The sequence below is a fragment of the Exiguobacterium sp. SH0S1 genome (assembly GCF_004337165.1).
Classification (GTDB): domain Bacteria; phylum Bacillota; class Bacilli; order Exiguobacteriales; family Exiguobacteriaceae; genus Exiguobacterium; species Exiguobacterium aurantiacum_A.
This window is the reverse complement of the sequence record NZ_SJVC01000001.1, coordinates 1,187,316-1,206,077: the sequence shown is the minus strand read 5'-3', so window position 1 is coordinate 1,206,077 and position 18,762 is coordinate 1,187,316. Positions and strand designations below refer to the sequence as shown.

The following is an 18,762-nucleotide window of genomic DNA, read 5'->3' as shown; positions in this document are numbered from 1 at the left end:
GATGGCCGTGCGTACGATTAAAATCTTTCACTACAATGACTTGCATTCAAAATTTCATAATTGGCCCCAACTTGTCTCCTTTTTGAACGAACACCGACATGAGGACACGCTCGTCTTCGACCTCGGCGATCATGCCGATCGAACACACCCGGCGACGGAAGTGACGAAAGGGCAAGTGAACGTCCGCTTGCTCAATCGGCTCAATCCGACGGCCGTGACGATCGGCAACAACGAAGGCATCACGTTTCCGCACGACTGGCTCGATTCGCTCTATGTGGATGCGACGTTCCCCGTCTTGCTCGCGAACGTCTATCAAGCGGACGGGACGCGACCGGACTGGGCGACGGAGACGCTCGTCCTCGAGCGGTCCGGTGTGCGTGTCGGTCTGTTCGGCGTGACCGCACCGTATGAAGAGCTGTATCCTGAACTCGGTTGGCAAATTGAGTCACCGCTGACGGCGACTGCTCGGGCACTCGAGGAACTCAAAGGATGTGACGTCATCATCGCGCTCAGTCACCTCGGTTTCTACGCCGACGAGCGACTCGCCGAAGCGTTCCCGGCCATCGATGTCATCCTCGGGGCGCATACGCATCACGTGTTAGACGACGGTGTCATGAAAAACGGGGTATTGATCGCCCAGGCCGGGAAGTACGGGCAATACGTCGGAGAAGTCGAGTTGACGCTTCGGGACGGCCAAGTCGTAGAGAAGAAGGCGTGTCTCCATGACTTGACAGATCACGTTCAGGACGACGACACGCTACGGGCGTTGCGGTTCGAGTATGAACAAGCTGAGAGTTTGCTTGATGTGACGATTGCCGCCACGCCAGGCTATGTGAGCGATTGGTTCGGACCATCTCCGATTGCGGAGTTGTTGGCGGACGGATTAATGGACTGGTGTGATGCCGAAGTAAGCATCCTTCCGTCGGGGATCCTGCTTGAAGGGTTGGCACCCGGACAAGTCACGCTCAATATGCTCCACCGCATCTGTCCGCACCCGATCAATCCATGCCTGTTGACACTCGACGGCGCAACGTTGCTTCGTTTCTTGAGCGATGTTCATGATGAGCCGTTCACGACGATGCACGTGCGTGGGCTCGGCTTTCGCGGGACGGTGCTCGGACAACCGATCGTCCACGGTCTTGAATTGAAACAAGGCCGCTACTTGCTTCGCGGCAACGAGATCGGGTTTGAACAGACGTATCGTGTCGCCACGGTCGACATGTTCACGTTCGGTCCGCTCCTGCCGTATTTGGCGGACCAGCCGAAGCGTTACTACATGCCGGAACTTCTGCGTGACGTGCTGCGTGAAACGATCATGGCGCGTCATGATGTGATCCGAAAACGATAGGGGAACTGTCGACGGGCGTGATATGATAGGAAAGTGGAGGTGTGAAAATGATTAGAGTGAATCACCATGGATATACCGTCATCGAAGAGAAACGCGACGGGTTTGACGAAGAGGCATTCATCGCTCGTTATAGTGATGTGCTCGATAAATATGATTACATCGTCGGAGATTGGGGACATGGTCAACTTCGTCTCAAAGGATTTTATGAAGTGAAGTCGAAGTTTGCCACGTACGATAATCGAATCGATCATGTGATGGACTATGTGTATGAGTATTGTAACTTTGGTTGTCCGTTCTTCGTCCTGAAGAAAGAGACAGAGATTGATGAAAGTGAAGACGGTCCTGTGTTCGGCGGAACGAAACAACCGCTCAAACTAAAACGAAAATTCAATAAAGCGGAAGAAGCTGAAACTTCGACCGGTTCATGACGCGCTGATGACATCAGCGCTTTTTTTATTACATATATTTCCTAGATGTTTCGTTTAGGTGAAAAGATGGTGTGACAGGTTTAGGGATAAGAAAATTGTGATAATTTATATATAAGATAACTTTTTCTGTTCGGGTTTTGGAAGTGAGGTGGAAGGATGCAACACGTACAAACGACGACCGTCGGCGATCGCGATGACGTCCATAACCGAATCCATAACTTAGGATTGGGCTTACTGACGATGCTGTTCTTCGGGTTAGGTAGTATCATGACATTCTATTTCACAGCCGCGGTCCTTTTGTTTGAGTTGGTCCATGTCTTGCTCGTTCGCCGGTTCGAGTATCGGAATGCATTTCTAAAAAGCCGGTTATTTAAAGCGATCTCACTGACTGTTGTCGCTACAGGTGTGCTCTTATTTATTCTATCGATGTCGCAGTTTTTTATGGGCAATATCTTATATTAACAGGGGGAAGGAGAAACCTTTCCCCTGTTTTCGTGTTTTTTGAAACCTTCTGCCGGCCAATGACGTACACTAAGGAAAGAACACAAACAAAGGATGGATACTATGACAGCACAATGGAAACAACACGCACAAAAAATGTTGACAGGTAATCGCTGGCTGCTCGCCGGGATTTTGATTTTGTTCGTTGTATTGAACGGGATTCCCCAATCGTTCGCACCGACGATTGACGCAGAGTCAATGGAGCCATTGACGTCTATCGAGATGACGTTATCGTTCTTATCGTTCCTTCTGACGTTGTTGATCGCACCGCTCACGGTCGGATGGTCATGGCTCGTCCTCTCCGTGTCACGCGGCGACAAGCCGGCCGTCTCGAAATTATTTGAACCGTTCCAAACCGGCTATGTGAAGCACGTGCTCGCTCCGTTCTTCGTAGGGTTGTTCATCTTCTTATGGGCATTGTTACTTGTGATCCCAGGAATCGTCAAAGCGTTCTCGTACTCGCTCACGAACTATATTTTACGTGATCAGCCAGAACTGTCGGCTCTAGAGGCGATCACGGAGTCACGCCGAATGATGGACGGTCACAAGATGGACGCGTTCAAACTCGTCCTCTCGTTCATCGGTTGGTTCTTCGTCGGCGTGTTCACGCTCGGAATCGGGTTCTTGTACGTATATCCGTACTTCTCGACGACGTACGCCGCGTTCTATGATTCGCTCCGAGGAGCAGATCAGCCGCGCACGAACCACGTCGGTACGCCTGATATGGAACAAGGGTTCTAAAGAAAAACCTCCGCTCAAATTTTGAGCGGAGGTTTTGTCATGCTTCGACTTGTTGTTTGTTCAGGTACGGCTTCAACGACAACGTGTGTTCAGCGACGACTTTGCGAATCGTCTTCGTCTTCGAACGCATGACGAGCGACGTCGTCTCGACGATATCGTCCGTCAAGAACTTGACGCCGTCGAGCAGTTCACCTGTCGTGACACCGGTCGCGGCAAAGATGCAATCGTCACTCTTGACGAGATCGTCGATCGTGAGGAGTTGGAGCGGGTCCTCGATGCCCATCGAGATGACGCGGGCCGTCTCTTCTTCGTTCATCGGGTGAAGGCGGGCTTGCATATCGCCGCCGAGCGCCTTGACTGCTGCTGCCGTGATGACGCCTTCTGGTGCGCCGCCTGTCGAGATGAAGATGTCGATCGGGTTCGATTTGATGGCTGCGGCGATCCCGGCCGAGACATCGCCGTCATCGAACAGTTTGACGCGTGCGCCCATACGCATCGCCGCTTGACGGAGATGTTCGTGGCGATCGCGGTCTTGCATGATGACGGTCACTTCTTCGATCCGTTTGCCGTTATAGAGCGCGGCTTTCTCGATGATCGACTCGAGCGGTTCGTCGAGCGAGACTTTCCCTTTCAGGTTCGGTCCGACAACAAGTTTATCCATATACATATCAGGTGCGTGGAGGAGAGCGCCTTTATCGGCGACTGCGATGACGACCATGGCGTCGCCGAGTCCTTTGGCGACGATCGATGTCCCTTCGAGCGGATCGACCGCGATATCGACTTCCGGCCCGAACGTCGTACCGAGGCGTTCGCCGATGTAAAGCATCGGCGCCTCATCTAATTCGCCTTCACCAATCACGACAGTCGCATCCATATTGACCGTACCGAGCACTTCGCGCATCGCTGACGTCGCCGCGTCATCGGCCTCGTTCTTTTGGCCGCGACCAATCCATTTTGATGATGCCAGTGCCGCTGCCTCGGTTGCTCGTACGATCTCTAACGCTAATTCTCGTTCCATAGTGTTGAACCCTCCACGTGATTTCTATTTAATGTGACATACTAATTAAAGTGTTAATCCGTGGATTAGTGTATCACAATCGGATAAATGATGTAAATAGGGGAGATTCTTTTCTCGAGTCGGAAAAAAGATTATGATAAGGGGCAGGGGGGATGACGATGTATTTTGTGAATAGAGAAAAAATCAATGAGACGCTGGCCCATATGGAAACGATGTTGCATCGGATCGATCAGCTCGAAGGGGACGCGTTCACACTTGAACTTGCGAAAGAGCGTTTGGCCGTGCATTTGATGGAAGGCGTCATCGATGTCGGCAACTCGATGATCGACGGCTTCATTATGCGCGATCCGGGGAGTTATGAAGATATCGTCGACATTTTATTGGACGAGCGCGTGCTCGACGCCCAGACGGCTCAAGCGGCGAAAGAGCTCGTCATGATGCGTGCCTATTACGTCCGGGAGTTCGTCACGTCGGATTCGGCTCGCTTTGACGCCTGGACGGAGCGTCAAAAAGAGACGTTCGCAGCATTTCCCGAGCAAGTCCGCCGCTATTTAGAAGTGGAACTTGGACCAGTATCAGCATTTTTACCGGAAAGCGAGTGATTAGATGAATTTAATTAAAGGATACTTATTTGATTTAGATGGAACGATCTATGCGGGCACCGAGCCGATCAAAGCAGCGGTCGACTTCGTGAACCGGCTCGAGGCGACGGGCTTCCCGTACTTGTTCGTCACGAACAACGCCTCGATGACGCCGAAACAAGTCGCGGATAAGCTCGTGTCGATGGGTGTCCATGTGACGCCCGAGCACGTCTTGACGAGTGCGATGGCAACGGCCCGTTATATCGAGAAGATGACACCAGGGGCGACCGTTTATATGATCGGGGAAGACGGTCTCCGGATCGCGCTTGAAGAGCGTGGCTTCCATGTGACGGACGAACCGAAAGCCGACTACGTCGTCATCGGGCTCGACCGCCACATCACGTACGAGAAATTGGCGAAAGGTGCGCTCGCGATTCGGTCCGGCGCCCGCTTCATCTCGACGAACGGAGATATCGCCATCCCGACCGAGCGCGGCTTTTTACCGGGCAACGGGGCGCTGACGTCCGTGCTCACGGTGACAACGGAGAAAGACCCGTTCTTCATCGGCAAGCCGGAGCCGGTCATGATCGACATCGCCCTCGAGATGATCGGTCTGACGAAAGACGAGGTCGTCATGGTCGGGGACAACTACCATACGGACATCTTGTTTGGGATCAACGGAGGGCTACGGACGCTGCACGTCAATTCAGGCGTTCACGGGCCAGCGTTCATCCAAGAACAAGAAAAGCTCCCGACCTATATGGTCGAGAGCTTGGACGAATGGACACATGCATGAAAAAAAGGGATGACTCACGTCTCCCTTTTTGTTTAGAATACTTGTTCGACTTCGACGATGCCAGGTACTTCTTCAATGAGCGCGCGCTCAATTCCGGCTTTCAAAGTGATTGTTGAAGACGGGCAGCTGCCGCATGCACCCATCAAACGAAGTTTGACGATGCCTTCATCTACATCAACGAGTTCGACGTCACCGCCGTCGCGAAGCAAGAACGGGCGTAATTTATCGAGTACTTCTTGGACTTGATCAAACATTTCCATGGTATCTACCCCTTTCTGGTTCTATTCCATTCTAGCAAGTTTGAGATTGTTTCTCAATCTTTAACGCTGAGCGTTTTGTGACAAGGGCGCTGCGTGATTTTTGTATAATAGAAATAAATAGGGGGAATGACGATGAAAATCACGGTATACGGGGCAGAAGTACAGTGTGCGAGCTGTGTCGGGGCACCGAGCTCGGTCGAGACATATGAATGGTTACAAAGTGCGCTCGCTCGGAAATATCCGGAGCGCAAGTTCGAGTTCGAATACATCGACTTCGAGCAAGCGGACGATGAGATCGCCGAGGCGATCAAGCAAGACGAATGGTTTTACCCGCTCGTCCTCTTGAACGGGGAAGTCGTCGACGAAGGAGTCGTCCAGTTGCGTAAAGTGTATACGGCGATTGACGAGAATTAAACGACATCATAAAACAAGGTTGAGCGAATACACATTCGTTCAACCTTGTTTTCGATTTAGCGAAGTTGGAACGACGACGTCGCTGAACTTGCCGTGTATCCTGAGAGCGTCGCATCCGCTTTCACTTGGTACGTCCCTCGTTGTGAAGAAGAACCAGTCGAGAGCGTGAACGTGATTGCTCCGCTTGAGTTCGTTTTACCTGTCCCTGTGAGCGTCGAGCCGTAAGGTTGTGTCACCGTCACACGAACGTCCGCGTTCGCGACCGCTTGACCGTTCGCATCACGTACCGTCGATGAGATTGATACAACTTCACCAGCGTAGTATGTCGACTTAGACGTCGATACAGTCGCCGCGAGCGCTTGAACCGGTTGTGACGTGCCGCCTGACGTTGGCGCTTGAACGAGTCCGTTGCCGAATAGTGTATCGCGACCTGCCGTGCCGAGGTCGATCGTATCTTGTGACAGACGCGTCCGGAGCTGTGAAGATGAGAGCGTCGGGTACGCTTGTTTCATGAGCGCCAAGTTCCCGGCGACGTATGGTGTCGCCATCGACGTCCCGCTCAATTGACCGTAGCCGCCGCTTGAGAGTGTCGAGTTGATGTTCACACCAGGAGCCGCGACTTCGACTGTACTGCCGGTAGCGGAGAACGAAGCGCGATTGTTGTTGATGTCCGTCGCCGCGACCGCGATGGCCGAGCTGTAGCGCGCCGGGTAGTTGACGAGGTCGCCGCTGCCGTCGGCTCGGCCGTTGTTACCAGCCGCTGCGACGACGAGAATGCCTGAATTGTTCGCCCGATCGACGACTTGTTGGAGCGTCGTCGAAGGACTCGTCGTTCCGAGGCTCAAGTTGATGATATCCATTTGATTCGAAATCGACCAGTCGATACCGGCGATGATGCTCGACAGGCTACCGCTGCCGTTCGCCTCGAGCGCTTTGACGGCGTAAATACTTGCCTCATGGGCGATCCCGACCGTTCCGATGCCGTTGTCACGTGCCGCGATGATCCCGGCGACGTGCGTGCCGTGTCCGTTGTCGTCGGCATATGAACTCGTCACACTGCTAAATGACGCTCCACCTGCAATCGTCAAGTCCGGATGCGCTGAGATTCCGGTATCGACGACGGATACTTTAATACCTTTTCCGGTGAAGCCGTTCTGCCAAGCCGAGGGTGCTTTCAGTTTTGGAATTCCCCAGTCTTGGGTTTGATTCTCAATTTGTACCGTCTGATCGACTTCGATGTGGGCGACGTTTGGATTGTTTTTCAATCCGTTCAGCGCTGCTTTCGGCACTTCGATGGCAGCAGCTGGGATGTTGGCGTATTGCTGTTTGACTTCCATGCCTTCAATCGAGAGCGGGATTTTCTTCGCCGACTGTTTGAACACGACGATGACACGTTCTTTTTCCTTGTCAGGACTGGCGTCTACTGCTTGTGGGACGGTTGACAAGACGAGAAGCGAGGCGAGGACGGTGCTACAGATCTTCTTCAATGGATTTCCCCCTTTGGATTATGTAGGCGAGATGACATGATGTCGAACTGCCGTGCTCATAGAGTAACAAGTTTTTCCATCGGATAGAATATGTCAATCGAATCAATAATCTGAAAATTTAGACAAGTATATCAGGGACAGAGATACAAGACTTTTGGCGCAAGGCAAAGAAGGATGAACGGGTAAGCGGCTGTCATCACATAAAAAAATCGCGAGATGGCAAGGCAGCCATTTCGCGATTCGGTCGTATTATTTGATGACTTTATGTTTCCACAGGATACCGGACTTGAGAAGTCGGGCCACTTTCCCGGTCAGCGACTGTTTCCCCATGAAGACGCCGAAGCCGGCCTTCTTCCCGAGCGACCCGAGCGTGCCTCGGAGTTTAATATCCGGCAACTCAGGATAAGCCACGCCTTTCCACTTGCAGAGCAGCACTTGGACGATTTGTTCCGCTTGTGCCTCGGCGAGTTGACCTGAAGGTGCGTACGGGAGGCTGGCGTTGTCACCGACAACGAAGACGTCAGGCAAATCGGGGACGTAGTGGTGCGGTGTCAGTTTCACACGGCCGCCCCCATCGAGCTCCCACCCTTGGTTCCGGACGACGGCGACCGGTTGGATCCCGGCCGTCCAGACCGTCAAGTCAGCGGCAAAGTGTTGTTCGTGGTTCCATAGACCGTCTGGGTCGACCCGGACGATGTTGGCATTGTTGATGACTTCAACGCCATGCTCTTCAAACCATGATTGAACGTACATCGAGACACGGCTCGATAAAAAGGACAGGACGGAAGGGCCACGGTCGAACAGTCGGACGGTCAGATCGGGACGGCTCTCGCGAAGTTCGCTCGCGAGCTCGACACCGGATAGCCCGGCCCCGACGATCGAGACGATCGAACCGGGCGACAAGCCGTTGATCGCTTGTTGCGTCTTGCGTGACTCTTCTAACGTTTGGATACTATACGTGAACTCGGCGGCGCCGGGCACGTTATGGTATTTGTCCTCGCAGCCTAAGCCGATGACGAGGTCGTCGTACGGCACTTTTTCCCCGCTTGCGAGCAACACCATCTTGTCGGTCGTATCGATGTCGGTGACTTGCCCGTATATGTAGTCGACTTCTTCCGGGAAATCGACACGGATGTCACGATCGGATACCGTTCCTGCGGCTAGTGCATAATACTCTGTTTTTAATCCGTGATAAGGTAGACGGTCGATTAATGTGATCGATACGTCCTTCAGCTGATGGCCGAGGACGCGTTCGATTACACGCATACCCCCGTAACCGCCTCCTAAGACGACTAATTTGCGCATAAAAATCCCCCTTTGTTACTCTCTAACTGTACCATGATATAATACCTCGTAGAAGAACCATTTTCCCGCAATAGGGGAAGAAAGACGGTGAAAAAAATGATGAATCCGATCATCGAGTTTTGTGCCTCGAACTTAGCGATGGGTTCACAGATCGCCCGGGCAAAACTAGAGTCCGATCCTGACCTAGACGTCGTCGAATATGGCTGTACCGGCTACTGTGGGGTCTGCTCGCTCGACTTGTTCTGTCTCGTCGACGGAGAAGTCGTGATCGGGGAGACGCCGGAACAACTCGTCACGAACGTGTATGAAAAAATCGAAGAGATGGCCTGGTAAAAAAGTTTGAGATTTCTCAAACTTTTTTCTTTTTGACCCGTTGCTTTTTTTAAAACGGTTTGGTATATTCTAAGAGGTTCGAATGTAGGTTGTCTGACGTTTAACAACATAAAAAGAAAGCGTTTCAAACGGTAGGGCACATCTTGATTCGGGTATAACACAATCATCGGGTTTTCAATATGAAAGGAGCACAACACCAATGAACATCATGAGCGTGGTTGGTATTTTGGCACTAATTGGAATCGCTTACATCTTCTCGACCAACCGTAAAGCCATCAAATGGCGTACAGTTCTTGCCGCCTTCGCGATCCAGTTTACGTTCGCATTCCTCGTCCTCTTCACATCGGTAGGGCGTTCGGCGTTAGAATTTATCTCAGGAGGCGTCCAAAACGTCTTGAACACGGCGAACGCCGGAATCGGCTTCGTCTTCGGTACGGCAGTCGGGGGAGACAACTTCGTCTTCGCGTTCCAAGTATTACCGATCATCATCTTTATGTCTTCGTTAATTGCATTTCTTTACTACATCGGCGTCATGCAATGGGTCATCCGGATCCTCGGTACGGCACTTGCAAAAGCACTCGGTACGTCACGTAAAGAATCGCTCTCAGCGACGGCGAACATCTTCGTCGGTCAGACGGAAGCACCGCTCGTCATCAAGCCTTACCTCCCATCAATGACACAATCAGAATTGTTTGCCGTCATGGTCGGTGGTCTCGCATCAGTTGCCGGTTCGGTACTTGCTGGATACGCCGCGCTCGGTGTTCCGCTCGAGTACTTGCTCGCAGCGAGCTTCATGGCAGCGCCTGCTGGTTTGATGTTTGCGAAAATCATCGTCCCGGAAACAGAAACTCCGGATGATGATATTGAGATTGCAGAAGATGAAGAGAACAAAGCAGCAAACTTCGTCGATGCGGCCGCTCGCGGTGCGTCAGACGGGTTGTTCCTCGCGTTGAACGTCGGTGCGATGCTTCTTGCCTTCGTTTCATTGATCGCACTCGTCAACTTGCTTCTCGGTGGAATCGGTGGCTGGTTCGGTCTAGAAGGTCTCTCACTTCAGTTGATCCTTGGTTACGTGTTTGCACCGCTCGCGTTCGTCATCGGTGTGCCATGGGCAGATGCCGTACAATTCGGTAGCTTCCTTGGACAAAAACTCGTCTTGAACGAATTCGTTGCCTTCTCTGAGTTCGCACCGATCATCGGTTCAGGTGATTTGTCAGCTCGTACAGAAGCGATGATCGCGTTCGCACTCTGTGGATTCGCCAATATCTCATCACTCGCCATCCTTCTCGGTGGTCTTGGTGGTATGGCTCCGAACCGTCGTAACGACATCGCACGTATGGGTGTCCTCGCGATTCTCGCAGGTACGCTTGCGAACTTGATGTCAGCGACTCTCGCTGGTCTTCTTCTCTAATCGTTATTCACAAACAAGAGCGCTCACTCCGGTGGGCGCTCTTGTTCGTTCATGTAACTATCCGCATCGAAAAAAGCACCCAAGGGAGAAGTTCCTTTGGGTGCTTGTGTATTAAGCTTGCAGTTGCATTTGTTGACGTTCGATCCACGGCTTCAACTTCAGGAAGAGCGGGACGAACAAGGCGGTGATCAATAATGCCTTAATCAAGTTGAACGGTAAGATACCGTACAGGACGAGGTTCGTCTTGACTGCTGGATCGGCCATCTCGGCCATTCCGAAGAAGAACGCGTAAGCTGGTAAGATGAGTAGGTAGTTCAAAATCGCCAAGCTGATCGCCATCGTGATCGTACCTGCCACGAGGCCTGAAGCGAGCGCTTTATTCGTTTTACGTTTATGGTAGAACCAAGCGACCGGATACATGAATGCGACACCTGCAAAGAAGTTCGCGACTTCACCGACCGGGACGCCGCCACCGTTAAAGACATAGTAGAGGACGTTTTTTAGAGCGACGACCACGACACCTGCGAGTGGCGAGAAGACGATACCGGCGACTAGCGCTGGGATGTCACTGAAATCCACTTTCAGGAAGGGTGGCAGGAAGGGCAGCGGGAAGTTAAAGAGCATGAGGACGAATGAAATCGCCCCGAGCATCGATAGCGTCACCAGTGTTGTCAATCGTTTGTTGCGCGTTGTTTTCATCAAAATCTCTCCTTTTGTCGCTCCTTGATGAATGGCACCCGTCGCATAGAAAAACCCGATTGTGTGAACAATCGGGAGAGTTTACGCGCATACGAAATAGATGTTCTCATCAACGTTTAAACCACGCCAAAGAAAACATCCGGATATCGGTCGGATGCCGCCATCTTCTCCCATCCAGACTTTACTGTCGGCTTTCGAATCTCACGAAATCAGCAAGCAACGCCTTGCTCGCTCACGGGCTGAGAAGAACTTGTCTTCAATACCGCCGGTCGGGAATTTCACCCTGCCCCGAAGATGGAACGATTTAATTTTTTTTGTTACAGTTTAGTTATACAAGATATTTCACAAAATCACAAGTCAGTTGACTTGAAGTGAAGATAAATGAGGAGGAGTTCAGATGATTCATTTAACAGAGCCAGCCGCACTACAAGTCATCGATATGATGAAACAGACCGAACGCCCTGAAGCCCAATTCTTACGCATTAAAGTCCAAGGCGGTGGGTGTACCGGCCTATCCTACGGGATGGGGTTCGATGAAGACAAGACGGACAAGGATGTCCAGTTCGACCATCATGGCGTCCGCGTCATCGTCGCCGAAGCTGACCACGGTGTCGTCGACGGGCTCGAAATCGACTATAAGCAGTCGATGCTCGGCGGTGGCTTCACGATCAAAAATCCGAACGCGATCGCGACGTGCGGTTGCGGCTCGAGTTTCCGGACGGCGGCGAACGCCGGCACGCCCGGGGATTGCTAAACGATAGACGGGTTGCCGACATGTTCGGCAACCTTTTTTGGTGAGTATGTTAATGAGAGGAAATGAACGGGAATATTGGTGGAAGAAGGATGAGAAGGGGGTAGGAGTGATGAGAAAAGTGTTGATTTTTGGTGGCTCACGTTACTTTGGGAAACGGCTCGCACTGCGGCTCGCTGAAGCCGGGGACGACGTGACGATTGTCACGCGCGGACAGCTGCAAGTGCCGGAAGCGGAAGGGATCCGCTCCATTAAAGGCGACCGTCAGTCGGTCGCGACGATGAAAGACCTCGCACGTAACGAGTATGACCTCGTCTACGACAATATTTGTTTCAATCCGTATCAGGCGAAGATTGCGACAGACGCCTTCATGGACCGGGTCGGGAAATATGTGCTCACGTCTACGATGTCCGTCTATGCGCCAGAGGCAGCTTTAAAAGAGAGCGACTTCAATCCGCTCCATCATGAATATCACCTTGACGCGGAACACGATTACGGACAAGGGAAACGAGAGGCCGAATCGTACTTCTTCCATCGGGCCTCATTCCCGGTCACGACGGTGCGGTTGCCGATCGTCCTAGGGCCGGATGATTACACCGACCGGTTAAAATTTTATGTCGACGCGGTTCGGAACGAAGAACAGATCGTATTACATCATCCGGAGGCGTTGATGGGATTCATCTCGAGTTTCGAGGCGGCAGCTTTCTTGGAATGGGTCGGCCGTGCCGACGTGAGGGGGCCGTTCAACGCCGCGAGCGACGGCCTCATCTCGCTAGGTGCGCTCATGGAACGAATTGGACAGCATATCGGTAAACCGGTCCAAATCATTAAGGATGGGGAGTCGTCCCCGTACGATACGGACGTCGACTACTACATGTCGAATGCCGAGGCGAAAAAAGCTGGCTTCGTGTTCACGCAACTCGATGATTGGATTGACCGTGTCATCATTCAAACGATCCGCAAATGAAAAAATGGCCTCTCATCGTTCGCAGATGAGAGGCCAGTCTTTATTTCCCGGCAAATACCGAGGTTGAATGTTGTGGGTGACGCGCTGTCGGGTCGACGAGCTGTTTCACTTGGTTGACGGCGATCGGTGCTTCACCGAAGCCGGTCGCGATCAATTTCACTTTGCCTTCGTACGTGGCGATGTCACCGCAAGCGAAGATGCCTGCGACTGTTGTCTCCATTCGTGAGTCGACACGGATCGTGTTTTTCTCAAACTCCATGCCCCAGTTTTTGATCGGGCCGAGCGATGAGACGAACCCGTAGTTACAAATCAAGTCGTCGATGTCGACGAACTTCGATTCGCCATCTTTGTCCGTCAGTTCGACCGACTCGATATGCGTCGCGCCTGAGAGTGATTCGATATTATAAGGCGTCCAGACGTTGATCGTCGAGGCCTTCATTTGTTCGACCGTATGCTCGTGAGCCCGGAAGCGGTCACGACGGTGGACGATATGGACTTCTTTGGCGATACCTTCGAGCATGAGTGCCCAGTCAACGGCCGAGTCGCCGCCGCCGGCAATCATGACGCGACGGTCGCGGAATTTCTCCATGCTGTCGACGAAGTAATGAAGGTTCGCATAATCTTCACAACCGTCCAGTCCGAGCGGACGTGCGGCGAACGCGCCGTTGCCGGCTGTGATGATGATCGCTTTCGTATGGTACTCGTCCTTGTTCGTCGAGATGTGGAACGTACCGTCTTCGAGTCGCTCGACCGTTTCGACCGTCTCGCCAAGGCGATAATCTTGTTCGAACTGATCGGCTTGCGCTTTCAGTTGGTCGACTAGATCTTGGGCCTTCACTTTCGGGAAGCCGGCGATGTCATAAATATATTTCTCTGGATAGAGCGTCGATAATTGTCCGCCTAGTTGCGGCAAGCTTTCGATCAACGTCGCATCGAGTTGGCGCATACCTGCATAAAATGCGGTGAACAGTCCGATTGGACCACCACCGATAATGACTACATCTTTCGTCGATTTCATCGAATTCCTCCTCATGAAGCGTGTACTTCTATTATATGGTCTAACGTGAACTAAATCCATTCAGTACAAAGATGCAATACTTTCGAAAAAAATTCAAGAAGATAAGCTTTTTCATTGAGAAAACGGATTAAACGTCGTACAATGAACGGGAAGCAATTGTGAACATTGGTTGAACAAGAATTAGGCTTTATTGTGAACGTCTATGTGAAAAAACACACAACATAGTTGTTCAGGAAAACAAAACTTTTAAAATAAGGTGGAAATGAACATGAAACGACCTAACATTGTTATCCTCGGCGCAGGTTTCGGTGGACTCATCACGGCAGTAAACCTTCAGAAGACGCTTGCAGCTGGAGATGCAAACATCACGTTGATCAACAAACACGATTACCATTACCAAACGACTTGGCTTCATGAGCCGGCGGCCGGAACGATGAAGCCTGAGCAGGCTCGTGTCTACATTAACGACGTCGTCAATGCGTCACGCGTTAAATTTGTCAAAGGGATCGTCGATCGCGTCGATACTACAGCTAAACAAGTGATGCTCGAAGACGGATCGACTGTCGAGTACGATTACGTCGTCTTCGCCCTCGGTGGCGTACCGGAAACATTCGGTATCCCGGGCCTTAAAGAGAACGCGATGACGATCAACTCGCTCAACAGCGTTCGTAAAATTAAAGAACATATCGAGTACTCGTTCGCACAATACAAGACGAACGGATCATCTGACCGTTCATTCGTCACGATCGTCGTCGGTGGTGCCGGATTCACAGGTATCGAGTTCCTCGGTGAGCTTGTCAACCGTGTCCCTGAACTTTGCAAACAGTACGATGTTCCCCGTGAAGCGGTCCGCATCGTTAACATCGAGGCAGCGCCAACGGTTCTTCCAGGGTTCGACCCGGAACTCACGACGTATGCGCAAAAATGGCTCGAGCGTAACGGCGTCGAGATGAAACTCGGCAACGGCATCAAAGGTGTAGAGCCAGGTGTCGTCACGTTCGGTCCACTCAAAGGTGACACGACAGAGACGATCGCAGCGAACACGATCCTTTGGACAGGCGGCGTCAGCGGTAGCCCGATCGTTGAGAAGTCTGGCTTCGAAGCGGTCCGTAACCGTGTCATGGTCGAGGCGGACAACCGTGCCCCTGGCCACGATAACGTCTTCATCATCGGTGACTGCTCAGCTGTCATGGATCCTGTCTCGAACCGTCCGTACCCGCCGACGGCGCAAATCGCGACGCAACAAGCGCACAACGTGGCGAAAAACATCGCTGCGCTCATCAACGGAAAGTCGACTTCGAAGTTCACGTATGAGAGCAAAGGGACGGTCGCGTCACTTGGTCATAACGATGGAATCGGAATCGTCATGGGCAAAAAAATCTTCGGTCGCAACGCTTCATTCATGAAGAAAGTCATCGACAACAAACACTTTATCGAGCTCAAAAAATACGGTCTCGTCCTTAAAAAAGGTAAATTCTGATTCGTTTGAGCCAACGAGCAGCCTGTTCATTTGAACGGGCTGCTTTTTCATGTCAACGATTCAGTGAACTTCTTTGACCAAGCGGATTTCTTTTCGGTATAATAGACAACGGGAAAAGGGGGCAATCACATGCACATCATCCAAGCCGTCATTGGCGCGATTTTATATTTAGTCATCTTCTTCAGCATCGGGTTCATCTTGAATATGCTGCTCAAAAAGACGTGGACGCTCGTGTTCATCTATCCGATTTTCGTCATCATGATGATCGACAACGTCAAGCTGTCAAGCTACGTCACGGAAACATCGACCGCGCTCGCGAACGTCTATGAGCGTCTGCTCGGTCTGCAGTTTCTCGACATTTTTATGCTCGGATTCGGATTGCTCGGTGCCATCTTGGCAGGGGTCACCATCCGGTACTTGCGTAAGAGCGGTTACTCGATGTTTTAAAGACGACAGAAATGTTCGTCTTTTTTTGGTTTCTGCCTACTTTTTTAGAAGCTGAACCGATATACTAGATAAGATAACGATTTAATTAGTAAGGGATGCGATACGAATGACATTACCGATGTATACGATCAAAAAAGTGTTGAATAATAGCGTTGTCATTTGTCAACATGATACGGATCCGGAAGTCATTCTGCTTGGGAAGGGGATTGGCTTCGGCAAGAAAGCGGGCGATCTCGTCGACCCGGCCAGCGTCCCGGAGAAAGTGTATCAATTGACGGATAAGGAAGAGCAATCTCAATATCGTGAGCTCGTGAAGCACGTCGATGAAGACTTCATCGCCTTCATGCAAGACATCGTCGGCTTCATCGAGAGCAACACAGGAAAAAAAGTCGACCAACATATCCATATCGGCCTGACCGATCACTTGTTCTTTACGATGAAACGGATCGAGCAAGGGATGGAAGTGACGAATCCGTTCTTACTCGAGACTGAATCGCTCTATCCGAACGAGTACGCGCTCGCTGAACGGATCGTCGACATGATCCACGAGCGCCTCGATGTGTTGCTTCCTGATGCCGAGGTCGGATTTATCGCCCTTCATATCCATTCGGCGACGACGTTTAAAAACGTCCTCGAAGTCAATCGTCATAATCAAATCATCGGCCAGATTGTTCAGACGATTGAGAGTCGTTTGAACGTCAAAATGGACCGGACTTCGCTCGATTATAAGCGCTTACTTCGGCACTTAAGGTACGCCGTTGAGCGGGTTGCGACAGGTGAGACGGTCGAGGCTCCACAAAAAATAGAAAAGGTGTTGCGTGAAGAATATCCGCTATGCTATAGTACTGCTTGGGAGCTGATGGGCATCATGGAACGCGAATTAAAGCGTCCTGTGCCACGAGGTGAAGCGACATATTTGACGATGCATCTCCAGCGACTGACTACAAGTAGATAACTGATACCACGTATCTTACGTGTTACTGATTCGATCAGGCATGAGTAAGGAGTGGAACGGCTACGATTTCTCTATTGAGGAGAAGTCTACGTTCTATACCTTATTCATGCCTGTTTCTGTTTTTATAAACGTTCATTATGAAAACGTTTAGATACGTCGGTTGTCTGACATCTACGTTCGGTTTCAGAATAAACAATTACAAAAGGAGGATTTATCATGTTTAAGCAGATTTTTGGTGTTCTTCAAAAAGTCGGTAAAGCGCTTATGCTTCCTGTTGCGATCTTGCCGGCAGCCGGTCTTCTTCTCGCATTCGGTAACGCGATGCAAAACCCGGCCCTTACGTCACGCGCTGGTTGGTTGACTAACGCAGGCGTTGTCAAGTTTGCTCAGCTCATGGAGCAAGCAGGCGGAATTATCTTCTCGAACTTAGCACTCTTATTCGCAGTCGGTGTCGCGATCGGTTTAGCAGGGGACGGCGTTGCCGGACTCGCAGCCATCGTCGGGTTCCTCATCATGAACAAAGTCATGGGTGTTTGGCTCGAACTCACACCTGAGATCATCGCACAAGGTGACCCGGCTTACGCGTCAGTCCTTGGTATCCCAACACTTCAAACAGGTGTCTTCGGTGGTATCATCGTCGGTCTGATAGCGGCCTGGGCATACAATAAGTACTTCAACATCGAATTGCCACAATTCCTTGGCTTCTTCGCTGGTAAGCGTTTCGTCCCAATCGTCACAGCTGTATTGGCTGTCGTCGCTGGTTTCGTCATGCTTCTCATCTGGCCACCAGTTCAGCACGGTTTGAACACGTTCTCAAACTTCATGTTGGAAGAAAACCGTACGCTCGCAGCGTTCGTCTTCGGTTTGATTGAACGTTCGTTGATCCCGTTCGGTTTGCACCATATCTTCTACTCACCGTTCTGGTTCGAATTCGGATCATACACGGATGCAGCTGGCAACATCGTCCGCGGTGACCAAGCGATCTTCTTCGCTCAAATCCGTGACGGTGCCGAGCTTACAGCCGGTACGTTCATGACTGGTAAATACCCGTTCATGATGTTCGGTCTTCCTGCAGCAGCACTTGCGATGTACCATGAAGCACGTCCTGAGCGTAAAGCGGTCGTCGGCGGTCTCTTGGCTTCGGCAGCACTCACATCGTTCTTGACAGGTATCACAGAGCCGATCGAGTTCTCATTCTTGTTCGTAGCTCCACTCTTGTTCGCAGTACACGCAGTTTTCGCTGGTCTTTCATTCATGGTCATGCACATCTTGAACGTCAAAATCGGGATGACGTTCTCGGGCGGTTTGATCGACTACCTTCTCTTCGGTGTACTTCCTAACCAAACAGCATGGTGGCTCGTCATTCCAGTCGGACTCGCGTTCGCAGTCATTTACTACTTCGGATTCCGTTTCGTTATCCGTAAGTTCAACCTTAAAACACCGGGCCGTGAAGATGAAGTCGTTGAGCAATCAACAGCTACTGGTTCGGAACTTGCACAAGATATCCTCGTTGGTTTCGGTGGTTCACAAAACATCAAACACCTTGACGCATGTATCACACGTCTTCGCGTCGAAGTTAAAGATAAGAGCCAAGTGAACAAAGAAGAGTTGAAACGTCTCGGGGCAGCTGGTGTCCTTGAAGTCGGTAACAACATTCAAGCCATCTTTGGACCGCGTTCGGATGCATTGAAATCAGAGATGCAAGCGGTCATCGCTTCAGGTAACGAAAAGAAAGCAAACTAAGTATTAAGCCAATCCATTAAGGGTTGGCTTTTTTTGTATGGGGAAACGGTTTCAGCCTGGTATCAGATGGGGAAAAGTA

20 protein-coding genes, 1 pseudogene and 1 riboswitch are annotated in these 18,762 nt (G+C 51.3%); of the genes and pseudogenes, 15 read left to right on the top strand and 6 right to left on the bottom strand.

The features are described from left to right. Position 1 precedes the first annotated feature (1 nt). The 4 genes from EVJ20_RS06155 to EVJ20_RS06140 all read left to right on the top strand — a co-directional run bounded on the left by EVJ20_RS06155 (position 2) and on the right by EVJ20_RS06140 (position 3,018). Positions 2–1,348, top strand: a complete 1,347-nt coding sequence (locus EVJ20_RS06155) for a bifunctional metallophosphatase/5'-nucleotidase (protein WP_131507281.1) — start codon at positions 2–4, stop codon at positions 1,346–1,348. Between the two features lie 47 nt (positions 1,349–1,395). Continuing rightward, the gene (locus EVJ20_RS06150) at positions 1,396–1,776 is read left to right on the top strand and encodes a YutD family protein (RefSeq protein ID WP_035386184.1); all 381 of its coding nucleotides are present in this window, start codon (positions 1,396–1,398) and stop codon (positions 1,774–1,776) included. 156 nt (positions 1,777–1,932) lie between these two features. Next, a complete protein-coding gene (locus tag EVJ20_RS06145) occupies positions 1,933–2,238 on the top strand; it encodes a hypothetical protein (RefSeq protein ID WP_131463916.1) in 306 nt (101 codons plus the stop codon). A 102-nt stretch (positions 2,239–2,340) separates the two neighbouring features. Next, positions 2,341–3,018, top strand: a complete 678-nt coding sequence (locus EVJ20_RS06140) for a DUF975 family protein (protein ID WP_131507279.1) — start codon at positions 2,341–2,343, stop codon at positions 3,016–3,018. A gap of 37 nt (positions 3,019–3,055) precedes the next feature. Here the strand turns inward: EVJ20_RS06140 and glpX are convergent, their stop codons facing one another. Beyond that, positions 3,056–4,036: a class II fructose-bisphosphatase gene (gene glpX, locus EVJ20_RS06135; RefSeq protein ID WP_070328755.1), complete on the bottom strand. Its 981-nt coding sequence runs from the start codon at positions 4,034–4,036 to the stop codon at positions 3,056–3,058. A 158-nt stretch (positions 4,037–4,194) separates the two neighbouring features. On the opposite strand from glpX, the gene EVJ20_RS06130 reads away from it, so the two are divergent. Then, positions 4,195–4,638 carry a DUF86 domain-containing protein gene (locus tag EVJ20_RS06130; protein ID WP_070328796.1) on the top strand — a complete coding sequence of 148 codons (444 nt, stop codon included), beginning with the start codon at positions 4,195–4,197 and terminating at the stop codon, positions 4,636–4,638. 4 nt (positions 4,639–4,642) lie between these two features. After that, positions 4,643–5,413, top strand: a complete 771-nt coding sequence (locus tag EVJ20_RS06125) for a TIGR01457 family HAD-type hydrolase (protein ID WP_070328756.1) — start codon at positions 4,643–4,645, stop codon at positions 5,411–5,413. Positions 5,414–5,445: 32 nt separating this feature from the next. Here EVJ20_RS06125 and EVJ20_RS06120 read toward each other — a convergent pair whose 3' ends face one another. Continuing rightward, positions 5,446–5,673 (bottom strand): NifU family protein, encoded by a 228-nt coding sequence (locus EVJ20_RS06120; protein WP_016509169.1) that lies wholly within the window; start codon positions 5,671–5,673, stop codon positions 5,446–5,448. 126 nt (positions 5,674–5,799) lie between these two features. On the opposite strand from EVJ20_RS06120, the gene EVJ20_RS06115 reads away from it, so the two are divergent. Then, on the top strand, positions 5,800–6,087 hold the full coding sequence (locus EVJ20_RS06115; protein WP_071397900.1) for a DUF1462 family protein: 288 nt from the start codon (positions 5,800–5,802) through the stop codon (positions 6,085–6,087). A 56-nt stretch (positions 6,088–6,143) separates the two neighbouring features. Here EVJ20_RS06115 and EVJ20_RS06110 read toward each other — a convergent pair whose 3' ends face one another. Both EVJ20_RS06110 and EVJ20_RS06105 read right to left on the bottom strand, forming a co-directional pair. Beyond that, positions 6,144–7,574 carry a S8 family peptidase gene (locus EVJ20_RS06110; RefSeq protein ID WP_131463912.1) on the bottom strand — a complete coding sequence of 477 codons (1,431 nt, stop codon included), beginning with the start codon at positions 7,572–7,574 and terminating at the stop codon, positions 6,144–6,146. 249 nt (positions 7,575–7,823) lie between these two features. Further along, the gene (locus EVJ20_RS06105) at positions 7,824–8,879 is read right to left on the bottom strand and encodes an NAD(P)/FAD-dependent oxidoreductase (RefSeq protein ID WP_131455937.1); all 1,056 of its coding nucleotides are present in this window, start codon (positions 8,877–8,879) and stop codon (positions 7,824–7,826) included. Positions 8,880–8,975: 96 nt separating this feature from the next. Between EVJ20_RS06105 and EVJ20_RS06100 the strand changes: the two genes are divergently transcribed. After that, positions 8,976–9,212 carry a YuzB family protein gene (locus tag EVJ20_RS06100; RefSeq protein WP_035386187.1) on the top strand — a complete coding sequence of 79 codons (237 nt, stop codon included), beginning with the start codon at positions 8,976–8,978 and terminating at the stop codon, positions 9,210–9,212. Between the two features lie 199 nt (positions 9,213–9,411). After that, entirely contained in the window at positions 9,412–10,623 is a 1,212-nt protein-coding gene (locus EVJ20_RS06095; RefSeq protein WP_131463910.1) for a NupC/NupG family nucleoside CNT transporter, read from the top strand. Between the two features lie 111 nt (positions 10,624–10,734). On the opposite strand, the gene EVJ20_RS06090 is transcribed toward EVJ20_RS06095, so the two are convergent. Next, complete coding sequence (locus tag EVJ20_RS06090; protein ID WP_131463908.1) at positions 10,735–11,322, bottom strand: ECF transporter S component; 588 nt, start codon at positions 11,320–11,322, stop codon at positions 10,735–10,737. 158 nt (positions 11,323–11,480) lie between these two features. Then, a riboswitch (FMN riboswitch) is annotated at positions 11,481–11,622 on the bottom strand. A gap of 97 nt (positions 11,623–11,719) precedes the next feature. On the opposite strand from EVJ20_RS06090, the gene EVJ20_RS06085 reads away from it, so the two are divergent. Beyond that, positions 11,720–12,076: a HesB/IscA family protein gene (locus EVJ20_RS06085; RefSeq protein WP_131441440.1), complete on the top strand. Its 357-nt coding sequence runs from the start codon at positions 11,720–11,722 to the stop codon at positions 12,074–12,076. A gap of 109 nt (positions 12,077–12,185) precedes the next feature. Further along, a complete protein-coding gene (locus EVJ20_RS06080) occupies positions 12,186–13,040 on the top strand; it encodes an epimerase (protein ID WP_236636167.1) in 855 nt (284 codons plus the stop codon). A gap of 40 nt (positions 13,041–13,080) precedes the next feature. Here the strand turns inward: EVJ20_RS06080 and EVJ20_RS06075 are convergent, their stop codons facing one another. Next, entirely contained in the window at positions 13,081–14,058 is a 978-nt protein-coding gene (locus EVJ20_RS06075; RefSeq protein WP_131463906.1) for an NAD(P)/FAD-dependent oxidoreductase, read from the bottom strand. Between the two features lie 268 nt (positions 14,059–14,326). Between EVJ20_RS06075 and EVJ20_RS06070 the strand changes: the two genes are divergently transcribed. The 4 genes and pseudogenes from EVJ20_RS06070 to ptsG form a co-directional block, all read left to right on the top strand. Then, positions 14,327–15,538 (top strand): NAD(P)/FAD-dependent oxidoreductase, encoded by a 1,212-nt coding sequence (locus EVJ20_RS06070; RefSeq protein ID WP_131507274.1) that lies wholly within the window; start codon positions 14,327–14,329, stop codon positions 15,536–15,538. Between the two features lie 129 nt (positions 15,539–15,667). Next, positions 15,668–15,985, top strand: coding sequence for a YuiB family protein (locus EVJ20_RS06065; RefSeq protein WP_070328765.1), 318 nt, complete (start codon positions 15,668–15,670; stop codon positions 15,983–15,985). Between the two features lie 106 nt (positions 15,986–16,091). After that, complete coding sequence (gene glcT / locus EVJ20_RS06060; protein WP_131441442.1) at positions 16,092–16,940, top strand: glucose PTS transporter transcription antiterminator GlcT; 849 nt, start codon at positions 16,092–16,094, stop codon at positions 16,938–16,940. A 216-nt stretch (positions 16,941–17,156) separates the two neighbouring features. Further along, positions 17,157–18,656 (top strand): annotated as a pseudogene (ptsG, locus tag EVJ20_RS06055) (glucose-specific PTS transporter subunit IIBC); the annotation flags it as partial. Positions 18,657–18,762 lie beyond the last annotated feature (106 nt).